General features: G+C 62.2%; 8 protein-coding genes. 2 read left to right on the top strand and 6 right to left on the bottom strand.

The features are described from left to right. Window positions 1-16: 16 nt before the first annotated feature. Together NTD80_RS12445 and NTD80_RS12440 are read right to left on the bottom strand one after the other, a co-directional pair. Window positions 17-472, bottom strand: coding sequence for a YkvA family protein (locus tag NTD80_RS12445; protein ID WP_065901361.1), 456 nt, complete (start codon window positions 470-472; stop codon window positions 17-19). Between the two features lie 414 nt (window positions 473-886). Further along, a complete protein-coding gene (locus tag NTD80_RS12440; RefSeq protein WP_012723274.1) occupies window positions 887-1,618 on the bottom strand; it encodes an FKBP-type peptidyl-prolyl cis-trans isomerase in 732 nt (243 codons plus the stop codon). Between the two features lie 247 nt (window positions 1,619-1,865). Between NTD80_RS12440 and NTD80_RS12435 the strand changes: the two genes are divergently transcribed. After that, entirely contained in the window at window positions 1,866-3,674 is a 1,809-nt protein-coding gene (locus NTD80_RS12435) for a di-heme-cytochrome C peroxidase (protein ID WP_262133823.1), read from the top strand. Continuing rightward, entirely contained in the window at window positions 3,671-4,837 is a 1,167-nt protein-coding gene (locus tag NTD80_RS12430) for a catalase family protein (RefSeq protein WP_262133821.1), read from the top strand. The genes NTD80_RS12435 and NTD80_RS12430 overlap by 4 nt, the downstream gene beginning before the upstream one ends. 228 nt (window positions 4,838-5,065) lie before the next feature. Here the strand turns inward: NTD80_RS12430 and NTD80_RS12425 are convergent, their stop codons facing one another. The 4 genes from NTD80_RS12425 to NTD80_RS12410 form a co-directional block, all read right to left on the bottom strand. Beyond that, the gene (locus NTD80_RS12425; protein ID WP_262133819.1) at window positions 5,066-6,346 is read right to left on the bottom strand and encodes an MFS transporter; all 1,281 of its coding nucleotides are present in this window, start codon (window positions 6,344-6,346) and stop codon (window positions 5,066-5,068) included. A 16-nt stretch (window positions 6,347-6,362) separates the two neighbouring features. After that, window positions 6,363-7,298: a LysR substrate-binding domain-containing protein gene (locus tag NTD80_RS12420; RefSeq protein WP_262133817.1), complete on the bottom strand. Its 936-nt coding sequence runs from the start codon at window positions 7,296-7,298 to the stop codon at window positions 6,363-6,365. 82 nt (window positions 7,299-7,380) lie between these two features. Further along, a complete protein-coding gene (locus tag NTD80_RS12415; protein ID WP_262133815.1) occupies window positions 7,381-9,390 on the bottom strand; it encodes a CocE/NonD family hydrolase in 2,010 nt (669 codons plus the stop codon). 85 nt (window positions 9,391-9,475) lie between these two features. Next, window positions 9,476-11,059 carry a BCCT family transporter gene (locus NTD80_RS12410; RefSeq protein WP_201143861.1) on the bottom strand — a complete coding sequence of 528 codons (1,584 nt, stop codon included), beginning with the start codon at window positions 11,057-11,059 and terminating at the stop codon, window positions 9,476-9,478. Between the last annotated feature and the right edge of the window lie 299 nt (window positions 11,060-11,358).

The raw sequence follows: 11,358 nt of genomic DNA, 5'->3' as shown, positions 1-11,358 counted from the left end.
GGGGATATCCGTATGATCAGTTTTTTTGCGGGTTTTCCTTGGCGAGCAAGGCAGGCGTGGCTGGCAGTCGCTCGACTACCGCGAGTTTTTCCGGACGCTGCGCGTCGCGCCAGGCGCGAAAGGCGCTCAACTCACCGTCGAGGGTCTTCATGACCCACGCCAGCACGGCGATGTCATCGAGCATGCCGAACACCGGAATAAAGTCCGGGATCGCATCGATCGGGCTGAGAAAGTACATCAACCCCGCGACTACCGAGATCAGCGCCTTGGGGCTGATCGCACGGTACTCGCCGCGCCAGTAGGCCAGACACAGGGCCTGGAGCAACTTCAGATCATCCTTGAGCTTGCCCAGGCGATTACCCTGGCTCGAGCCCTTGGCGGCGACGGCGAACAGCAGGGTCGGCAAACGCCCACGACCGAGCAAGCGGGCAGCCATGGGCAAGAAGCGGGTGAAATTGAAGGGTGGTTTCATTCGTCACTCCAGTTCCAGGCGACATAAAAGGTTATCCACACAAATTGTGGATAACCTTGTGAACAGAGCCTATTTTTCCGGCTGAAAGCCACGCAGTACAAGGCTTGCAGTCAGATCGGGCGTTTTTTGCGCACATTAAAAAAACCCAAGATTTCATTGACTTGGCGTAGATGTGCGGCTACCCGTACTCGAGTCTTATATCAGACTCCACGACCTATCATGGGTTCGATCAGATTTCTGCAGCCGCTGGCTTGCCAGCCATGAGTGTCAACGATTACGCCAGGATTCTGGAGAAAATGCAGTGGCTCAGCGCTTTTCGCCGGCAAGCCGGCTCCTACAGGGAAGCACGCGTTTTCCCAAGGCCAGAAACAACAACGCCCCGTCGAGACGGGGCGTTGAGTGTTCAGGTGCCGATTACTTCTTGGCGGCAGGTGCTGCAGGGGCTTCAGCCTTGGCTGGGTCCTTGATGGCCAGCAGCTCCAGGTCGAATACCAGCACCGAGTTGGCTGGAATCGCCGGGCTCGGGCTCTGTGCGCCGTAGGCCAGGTCGGACGGGATGTACAGCTCGACCTTCTCGCCTACGTGCATCAGTTGCAGGCCTTCGACCCAACCCGGGATCACGCCGCTGACCGGCAGGTCAATCGGGCTACCGCGATCCACGGAGCTGTCAAAGGTGGTGCCGTTGGTGAGCTTGCCGGTGTAGTGCACAGTCACCACGTCAGTCGGCTTAGGCTGAGGGCCGTCGGCTTTCTTGGTGATCTTGTACTGCAGACCGGAAGCGGTGGTGACTACGCCGTCTTTCTTGGCATTGTCTTCGAGGAATTTCTTGCCGGCGGCTGCCGACTCTTCGCTCATCTTGGTCATGCGTTCTTCAGCACGCTTCTGCAGTGCGGCAAACGCTTCAACCAGCTCGTCGTCTTTGAGCTTCTGCTCTTTCTTGCCGACGGCATCTTCGATGCCCTGGGCTACCGCTTTGGAATCCAGGTCATCCATGCCTTCCTGGGCAAGGCTTTTGCCCATGTTCAGGCCGATACCGTAGGAAGCTTTCTGCGCCGGGGTTTTCAGCTCTACGCTGGTCTGCGAATCACAACCCGCAAGTACCAGGCTAACCAGGGCCACCGCCGCCGCCAACCGATGCTGTTTCATGCTATTTCCTTGTTCATGCGCCAAAAGGGCATTCGAATAAAGTCGCGAGCTTATCAGGCGGCCACGACCAATGGCTACCGGCATGTGAGCAGGAAACTTCCGATAAGTTCACGTGTTTAAAAGCATTTTCATTCATTATGGAGACCCGCGAAGGATCGTGGGACCGCCTACTACCAGGCTCATGGCCACTTGCCGCACTTATGGCGTAGTGGCATAACAACGCGACAACTCGACAAGGATAGTTATCTTGCGCATTTTTTCCCGTGTTTTACTGTTGATATTCATCCTGCTGGGGCTCGCCCTGGCCGTGGTGATCTATTACACCCTCAACCCCAGGCTGCCGGAATACGTGCCCGTGGAGCAGGTGCACTACCAGGATCAATGGAGTGCCGCCGACCGCCAGACCTACTACTTCACGCCCCAGGGCACGCAGGTCAAGGGCCTGCATTACAACTGGTTCACTGCCCTGGAACTGCCGTTTTCCGAACAACGCTTTGCCACGCCGGAGTACCTGGCGCGCTTCGGCTTCCTGGTCGATCCCAAACAGGTGCCCACCGCGCAAAACCCCGGCAACCTGCCGGTGGGTTTTGCCCGGCACACCAACGCCGGCAGCAGCGTTGAATACCTGGACATCACCTGCGCCGCCTGCCACACCGGCGAGTTGCACTTCAAGGGCCAGGCCCTGCGCATCGATGGCGGCTCTGCCCAGCATGTGCTGCCGTCCAGTGTGCCAACGTTGCGCGGCGGCAGTTTCGGCCAGGCCCTCGTCGCCAGCCTCGCGGCAACGTATTACAACCCGTGGAAGTTCGAGCGATTCGCGCGCAAGGTGCTCGGCGATCAGTACGAGGCCCAGCACAGCCAATTGCGCCAGGACTTCAAGCAGTCGCTGAACCAGTTCCTGAAAGTTGCCTGGAACGACACCCACCGCGGCCTCTACCCCACCGAAGAAGGCCCGGGCCGTACCGACGCGTTCGGCCGCATCGCCAATGCCAGCTTCGGCGACGCGATTTCGCCGGACAACTATCGCGTCGCCAATGCGCCAGTGGACTACCCGCACCTGTGGGATATCTGGACCTTCGACTGGGTGCAATGGAACGGCTCGGCCCAGCAGCCGATGGCGCGCAATATCGGCGAAGCCCTCGGTGTAGGCGCCACCCTGACCTTCTTCGACAGCGCCGGCCAACCGCTCCAGGGTGACGCGCGCTACCCATCGAGCGTGCGCGTACGCGACCTCAACCTGATCGAAGAAACCCTGCAACGGCTCAAACCGCCGACCTGGCCGGAAGACCTGTTCGGCGCCATCGACAAGCCTCTCGCCGCCCAGGGCCGCGCACTGTTCGCGGAAAACTGCGCCGGTTGCCATGTGCCAACCGTCACCCAGGAAAACGGCCGCCCGGTCCAGCAGCTGAAGATGCTCCCGGTGGAGTACATCGGCACCGACCCCGGCACCGCCAGCAACATTGCCGACCAGCACTATGACCTCAGCGCCCTGCAGTGGGACCCGGCGGAGCTGGCCAAGTTGAATGTCGAGCTGCACCCCACGCCGACCGAGCCACTGGACCTGAAAAAAATGTCCGTGGCCAAGGGCCTGGCCTACGTCACGGCGTTCGTTGAAGAGCACGCCTATCGCGCCGCCGGTGTCACCCCCGCCGAGCGCCCGCAGCTGGATGGCTATGGGCTGCCCATCGGCGTGCGTGAACTGCGCGCCTACAAGGCCCGTCCGCTGGCCGGCGTGTGGGCCACCCCGCCGTTCCTGCACAACGGCTCGGTGCCGACGATCTACCAATTGCTCTCGCCCCAGGACGAGCGCAGCACCACCTTCTATAAAGGCACGTTCGACTATGACCCGCGCCACCTGGGCTTCCAGACCGCCGTGTTCAAGAACGCCTTCCTGTTCGATACAAAACTCACCGGCAACCACAACAGCGGTCACGAATTCCGTGCCGGCCAACGTGGCAACGGCGTTATCGGCCGCGGCTTGCTGCCGCAGGAACGCTGGGCGCTGCTGGAATACCTGAAAGTGCTGGGCGGCCCGCTGGAGCAACAACTGCCATGATTATCCGATCTCAATACGACCGACCTTCCCTGCTCTCCCGTCTTTGGCTGCGCCTCGGCGCGTGGCTCGGCAAGACCCTGCTGTGGCTGGTGGGCCTGGGCCTGCTCGGCTGGCTCGCCGCGACCGCCTGGTACGCCTGGCAGCACAGTGGCCCGGTCTCACCGAACGAGCAGGTCCCGCCAGACGAAGCGGCGATGACCCAGGGCATTATCCAGACAGCGGTGCGCATCGTTGACCAGCACCGCGAAGGCACGCGCTACCTGCGCGATGCCCACGCCAAGGCGCATGGCTGTGTGAAGGCCGAAGTCAGTGTGCTGGCGGACCTCGACCCGGCCTTGCGCCAGGGCGTGTTCGCCGAGCCGGGCAAGACCTGGCAGGCGCTGATTCGGCTGTCCAACGGCAACGCCTACCCGCAGTTCGACAGCATCCGCGATGCCCGCGGCATGGCGCTGAAGTTGCTGGATGTGCCGGGCAAACAACTGCTGGCGGATCAGCAAAACCGCACAGAGCAGGACTTCGTGATGTTCAGCCACCCGAATTTCTTTGTCAGCGATGTGGCGGAATACGCGCAGAACATCGGCGCACAAGCGGATGGCAAGAAAGTCCTCGCGTTCTTCCCCAAGGTCGACCCGCGCAGTTGGCAGGTACGGCATCTGTTTATCGCCCTGGCGACCCTGGCACCCGCCCCTGCCAGCCCGACGCAGACCACCTACTTTTCGGTATCGCCCTACAAGTTCGGTGCGGCCAACGCCAAGTTCCGCGTTGCGCCCGATCCGCAGGATTGCCCGGAATACGTGCTGCCCAAACAGAACCAGGACCTGCCCAACTTCCTGCGCAGCGCCTTGAGCCAACAGTTGTCCACCGACCGCGTGCCGGCGTGTTTCGTGCTGCAGATCCAGCGACAGAACCCGCAGAAATTCATGCCGATCGAAGACACCAGTATCGAATGGCAGGAGAGCGATGCGTCCTATGAGAGCGTGGCCAAGGTGCGCATCCCGGCCCAGGATTTCGATACCCCCGAGCAGAACCTGGCGTGTGACAACCAGTCGTTCAATCCCTGGTTCGGTGTGGCGGAGCATCGCCCCATCGGCGGTATCAACCGCTTGCGCAAGGCGGTGTACGAAGCGGTCAGCGATTACCGTCACAGCCGCAACAACCCGTAAAGAGTGCGTAATAACGGGCCCGGCGCCGTAAGGATTGCGTCGGGTCTATTGAGCCATTTTCGGCGCGAAACTACCGTGGATTCCTACTCCATCACGTAGGCATTTTCCATGGAAAGCTCAACCCTCGGCATGCTCGTCCTGACCATAATCGCCGTGTTCGGCACCGCCTCATTTTGCTTCGAGCACCTGGCCACGCGCCAGACGCGCAAGAAAAAAGCCAAGTAGGCGTCAGGCTCGGGTATCGGGTACCGGGTCGTTGATCACCAGTTCCTCGGGGATCTCGTCCACCCGTGGGTCGAGCACTGCAGCCATGGCCCCCATCGGATGTTCCGGCATGGCCACGTGGTGCAACGGCGCGCCTTCGACCCGATACTCGCCGGTGACCTGCTTGGGCTGTACACGCCAGATCAGCAGCAGCGCGCAGGCCGAAAACAGCATGTAGAACGCCCCGTGGCCGTAGCTGTTCATCAGTGCGCCGCTGAGCATCGGCCCCAGGCAGGCGCCAATCCCGTGGGTGGCCAGCATCATCGCGCTCAAGGGCACGCGCCGGGGCTGTTCGACGTTGTCATTGGCCAGCGCTACCGCCAGCGGGTACAGCGTGAACAGCAGCAAACCGCTGAGGAAGCCGAACACCAGCAACAAGGCATACGGCAGTTGCACCAGCCCCCACAGCGGAATCACCACCAGCCCCAGGGCCAGGGCGCAGCTACGGATCAACCGGGACCGATCAATGCGATCCGACAGCCAGCCGATCGGCCACTGCCCGCACAGCCCGGCAAAGATCGACACCGCGACGAAGGTACTGGCCTGGGCCGTGCTCAGGCCGTTGCGCGTGGCGAATACCGGTGCCAGCGCGTAAAACGCGCCGATCATCAGGCCGGTGACGAACACGGTGGTCAGCGCCTGCGGCACCCGCCGCCAGAAAAAACCCACTTCCAGCGGCGCCGCCACCAGCTTGGCCGGGTGCAGACGCTTGGTCATGGTCACCGGCAGCAGGCACGCGGCAAAGCAGATCGCCACGATTATCAGCGGCTTGAAATCCAGCTCCGGGCGCCAGATCAATACGCCCTGCCCCAACATCAAGCCCAGGGACACCGCCACCATGTAGCCGGCAAACACCGCGCCGCGCTGGTTGTTTTCCGCCTGCTCGTTCAGCCAGCTTTCAATGACCATGTACTGGTTCATCATGACCAGGCCCATCACGAATCGCAGCACCAGCCAGAACGCCAACTGCTCGAACAGCACATGCAGCAGCACGATGATGGTGGCGACGCCTGCACACGCCACATACGAGCGCACATGCCCGACGCCCGCGATCATGCGGTGGCCGAACTTGGCCCCGCAGACCATGCCACCGTAGTACGCCGCCGTCAGCGTGCCGATCCACAGCTCGTTGATGCCCTGACTGCTCAAGCGCAGGCCGATAAAACTGAAAAACAGCCCGTTGCCGGTGAGCATCAGGATGGTCGCGCTGTACAGCGCGGGGAAGGTCAGGAAAGTCAGGTTCATGGTGGCAAGTCGAAGGTTAGAGGGCGTCGTTCATATGGCTGGCCTGGGCCAGCAACCATTGGCGAAAGCTGCGCGCAGCCGAGGGCAGGTTGCGGTGGTGCGGTTGCATCAGGTGCAGGCGACCCCGGCTGTGCATGGTTTGGGGCAAGGCCATCTGCAGGCGACCGGCAGCCAGCTCGCCCATCAGCAAACTCTTCCAGCCCAAGGCCACGCCGTGGCCCATGACCGCCGATTGCATCAACAGTTGATAGCTGTTGGTGCGCAATGCATGACGCGGGGTGTGGTAATGGGCGCCGACATCGGCGAACCAGTCGGTCCAGGTCAGCCAGTCATGGGAGTGGTCCTCGACGATCAGCAACGTATGGGCATGCAGCAACTGTTGCACGTCGCTGATCGGGCCGTGACGCTCGATATAACCGGGGCTGCACACGGCGATGACCTGCTCGCGCTCGAACACCGGCGACAGTTCCAGGTCGTGGGGTGGCGGCAGCTCATCGAGGTGATAGAACAGGCCCAGGTCATACTCGCTCACATCCAGATGATCAGGGCTTTCGCTGCACAGAATGCGGATATCCAGATCCGGGTGTTCGCGCTGGAACTCCGGCAGCAGGCCGGCGAGCCAGATCGAACTGATAGTCGGCGTGCTGGCCAGGGTCAATTGGCGATCGGCGCCGCGCCGACGCAACTCGGCGGACTCGCGGTCAAGTTCGCGCAACAGCCGCTGGACGGTCCGAAAGTAGCGAACCCCGGCGGGCGTCAGGCTCAATCCCAGCGCCAGCCGGTAGAACAACGGGCGCGCCAGGTCTTCTTCCAGACGCTTGATCTGGCGGCTGACCGCGCTCTGGGTCAGGTTCAGTTCATGGGCAGCCTGGGTAAAACTCAAATGACGGGCCGCCGCTTCGAACGTCTGCAGGCAGTTGAGGGGCGGAAGGTCGACGTTTCGGCGTGACATAAGCGGTTCCAATGGCAGAACGGGCCCGGGTTTGGCCGGGCCCGCAGAGATCACGTGGCCAGGCATCCTGCCAGTTGCTGACTCACAGCGCGACCCTGGCCACGCGCTTGCTCCATTGCCGACGGTGTTCCAACTGGCCGTTCTCCCAGGCCGTCTGCTCCGCCTCGACGTAGAACCACTCGGCATCGGCGTGCACGCTCAGGCGGCTTTCCACCTCCACCTCCCAGGCATCGCGGCCCACCCGATAGTGCCACTGGATATCGGCACGGGTGGACAGCGGGTCCCAGGGCAAGGTGCGATATTGCTCGGTGCAGCGTTGGTCCACGGACAGGCCGTGATCGGTAAAGCGCACGGCCCCCAGGTCGTCTTCGATCTTCACGCAGACTTCGCCACTGCCCACGTCTTCGATCAAGGTGCGTTTCGGCGCGGCGGCACGCAAGACTTCCAGGGCCGCCGGCGTTGCCGATTGCGGCGCCTCGAACGGGCAGTCCACCGCTTCGCCGACGAATACCGGCAGTTGCAGGCTTTGCACACCCGGCAGCAGGGTCAGCGTGGTCAGCTCGCGACTCGGCCACAGCAACGGGAAACTCGCGGTGCTCAAGGCCAGGCGCAAGCGATAGCCGGCCGGCAAACGCATGCCGATATGATCGAGGCTCAGCTGCACGTCCATCGCTTCACCCGGGACTACCGGTGTGACGTGGGAAAAGTCTTCGCGAAGAGTGAGATTAAGTACGGCATAACTGATCTGCGTGACCTGCCCATCCGGCGCCACCGCATTCAGGCGCGCGACCAATTGCCCACAGGTCGTATCGCTGGCCAGGCGCAACGTGAGGCGCACATCGCCCAACAGCGCCAAGGGTTCGGTCAGCGGCTGGGAGTCGAAGCACAGCGAGTGGGCATCATCGCGACGCTGGTCCGTGGGCCCGTCGGGGCCAAACCAGATGGCGCAGTATTCACCCTGGTGCAAGCCGGTGGTCAGCGGCGAGCACACGCTGCGGGGCGCGACCAATGCGTGATTGCCGGGCGTGAAACCGCGCTCGTCGAGACTGAAATCGCGCCACTGCACTTGCGGGTCCGGCCAGCCCGAGGTCTGCACCCAAATGCCGGGACGCTCGGCGTAACTGCCTTTGGGTGACAGAATATCCTGTAGGTAAAAGGTGCAGGCGGCAGTGTCCATCACGCCATTTTCGATGCCTTTAAGCCAATAATCCCACCAGCGCAGGGCTTCTTGCAGGAAGCCGATGGCCGGATTCGGCACGGCAAAATGCGGATACTTGTGAATCCACGGGCCGATCATGGCCTTCCTCGGCCCCGGCAGGTGCTCCATCAGGCGCGAGACCGTGTTGCGGTAAGCGTCGCCCCAGCCACCGACGGCGTACACCGCCGCCTTGATCTTCGAATAGTCCTCGCACACCGAACCGTGGCGCCAATAGTCATCGCGGGTCTGATGTTTCAGCCAGGTTTCGGCGAGCAGCGGCATGCCCTCCAGGCGCTGGTGCCAGAGGGTTTTCCAGGCGTCGCCCACCAGCAGGGGATCGGGCACCGCGGCGCTGAAGTTGAGCATGGTCGCGGCCCAGCCGAAGTTCTCCATCAGCAGGTTGCCGCCCTTGTAGTGGATGTCGTCGGCAAAGCGGTCATCGGTGGAGCACAAGGTGATGATCGCCTTCAACGCCTCGGGCTGGCGCGCTGCGACCTGCAGGCCGTTGAAGCCGCCCCACGAGATGCCCATCATGCCGACGTTGCCGTCGCACCAGGGTTGCCGGCACAACCAATCGATCACTTCGAGAGCGTCGTCCTGCTCCTGCAGCAGGTATTCGTCGGCCATCAGGCCTTCGGATTCGCCGTTGCCACGCATGTCCACGCGGACACACACATAACCCTGGCCCGCCATCCACGGGTGGGTCAGCGCATCGCGCACGGCAGTGCCGTCGCGCTTGCGGTACGGCAGGTATTCCAGGATCGCCGGAAAGGTCTGCAAACCCGCGACTTCCGGCAGCCAGATGCGCGCGGCCAGTTGGGTGCCGTCCTTCAAGGGGATCAGGCAATGCTCGATTTCACGGACCTTGTAGGCAAACTCGGTAACGATTTCCATCGGTAGCTCCAAACGCGTTTATTGCAAACAAACGACTCCCCCGCGCCCACCAGGGAGCGCGTGGGGAGGCACCCAGTTTCATGAGTTAGCGGGCGTATGCCGCGACGGGGTCGACGTCACGCACGTCGGGTTCGCTGACGGGCTGCTGGCGTTTCACCTCGAGTAACGCGGGGTTCTTCAGCCAGAAGATCAGCGAGGTACTGGCAAGCAGCACCAGGATCATCCCCGGTAGACCGCCGAGGTTGGAGAGCATCTTCACGCCGTCGATGCCGATGAAGGCGACCATCACCCACGACACCGTGCCGATAATCACCCCCCACACAATCTTCAATGTCGGGTTGCCGTCCAGGTCGGAATCGGCCGTCACGCCTTTGCTGCACAGGTTGGCGATCACATCGGTGCTGGAGTCTGCGGCGGTGACGAAGGAGATGAACGCCACGAACAGCAGGAACGCGACCATCAAGGCGCTGGCCGGCAATTGCTGGAACATCTGGTAAAGCACATGCTCCACGCCCTGCTCGTTCAGCACGCGGTTGAGGCTGCCGTCGCCCAGGGCGTCGAAGTACAGGCTGGTGCCGGAGAAAATGCAGATCCACACCGCGGTGAACAACGCCGGGTACAGCATGTTGATATGAATGAATTCGCGCACGGTGTAGCCACGGCCGATCTTGCCGAGAAACAGCGCGCTCACCGGTGCCCAGGCAAACCACACCGACCAGTAGAACACGGTCCAGCTCTGTGGCCAGGTGTCGCCGCTGGCGGCGCCGGTGAACAGGCTGCGGCTGAAGAAGGTGTCGAGGTAGATGCCCAGGGACTCGACGCCCAGGCTGAACATGTACAGGGTCGGTCCGCACAACAGCACGAACAGCCCCAGGGCCAGCATGATCCAGGTGTTGAACGACGACAGCATCACAATGCCGCGCTGCAGGCCGCTGGCGGCCGAGGCGACAAAGGTGATGACAATGATCGCGATGATGATCGCCAGGCGCAGGGGTGTGGTTTCACCGCCGATATACTGGCTCAGGCCACCCGACAAGGTCAGCGCGCCAGTGCCCAGGGACGAAGCCATGCCGGCCACCAGGGCAAACATCGCCAGGGTGTCGATCAACCCGGCATAGCGCTTGACCCGCGCCTCGCCCAGCAGCGGCTCGAGCATGGCACCAATCGAGAAGTTGCCGCGGCGGTTGTAGAACACCAGCGCGAACACCAGCGAGGGCACCAGGTAGATGGCGTAGGGGGTGATGGTCCAGTGCAGGAACATCGTCGACATGGCAAAGCTTTTGGCCGCGCCGCTGCCTGCTTCGATGGGCAGGCTGGTGGGGGGGCCGTAGAGGTGATAGAGCGGTTCGGCGGTGGTCCAGAACAACACACCGACCGCCAGGGTGGTGCACAGCGCCACCATGAACCAGCGCCACTTGCTCAGCAGGGGCTGGGCATCTTCGCCGCCGATACGCACCCTGCCCAGCGGCGACAGGTAGACAATCGCAGTCAACACCACCATGGCGAACGAGCCGGCGCTGAACAACCAGGAGAAGTTGTTCAGGATCAGGCTGTTGAGCTGTTTGCTGACCGTCAGGAACGCATTCAGGTCAATGTAGCTGGCGATCACTGCCGCCAGCAGGATCAGGAACGTTGGCCAGAACACCAACGGACGCAGTGGATATTTCATAAAGTGCCATTCCCCTTGCAGACTATTTTTATCGCCTTGACAGGCCATTGTTAGAGAGCGGGCACCACAGCGTCCTGCTGCGGTAGCTCGCCTGGAAGTCTTCGCGTGGCTATAGATAACCGTTTAAGCGGCAGGAGGCGCAATCGACCAATGGGCATGGGGGTATTCCGCCACGTCATGGCGTACCCGCCGATCAGGATGACCCTGCAGTGCACATGGCAAGGTGACGGGAGGTCAAATCGCAGGCAAAAAAAAGCCCGCTCAATGAGCGGGCTTCTTGTGGCGACCTGGCGTTCAGT

Source organism: Pseudomonas sp. 13B_2.1_Bac1 (genome assembly GCF_025466155.1).
In the GTDB taxonomy this organism is placed as follows: Bacteria; Pseudomonadota; Gammaproteobacteria; order Pseudomonadales; family Pseudomonadaceae; genus Aquipseudomonas; species Aquipseudomonas aylmerensis.
The sequence above is the reverse complement of the archived record's forward strand: the minus strand, read 5'-3'. Positions and strand labels throughout refer to the sequence as shown.

Bases quoted from the DNA above. Each gene is read 5' to 3' on its own strand.
- NTD80_RS12440 (WP_012723274.1), bottom strand. From the start codon at position 1,618: ATGAAACAGCATCGGTTGGCGGCGGCGGTGGCCCTGGTTAGCCTGGTA.
- NTD80_RS12415 (WP_262133815.1), bottom strand. From the start codon at position 9,390: ATGGAAATCGTTACCGAGTTTGCCTACAAGGTCCGTGAAATCGAGCAT.
- NTD80_RS12430 (WP_262133821.1), top strand. From the start codon at position 3,671: ATGATTATCCGATCTCAATACGACCGACCTTCCCTGCTCTCCCGTCTT.
- NTD80_RS12410 (WP_201143861.1), bottom strand. From the start codon at position 11,059: ATGAAATATCCACTGCGTCCGTTGGTGTTCTGGCCAACGTTCCTGATC.
- NTD80_RS12420 (WP_262133817.1), bottom strand. From the start codon at position 7,298: ATGTCACGCCGAAACGTCGACCTTCCGCCCCTCAACTGCCTGCAGACG.
- NTD80_RS12425 (WP_262133819.1), bottom strand. From the start codon at position 6,346: ATGAACCTGACTTTCCTGACCTTCCCCGCGCTGTACAGCGCGACCATC.
- NTD80_RS12445 (WP_065901361.1), bottom strand. From the start codon at position 472: ATGAAACCACCCTTCAATTTCACCCGCTTCTTGCCCATGGCTGCCCGC.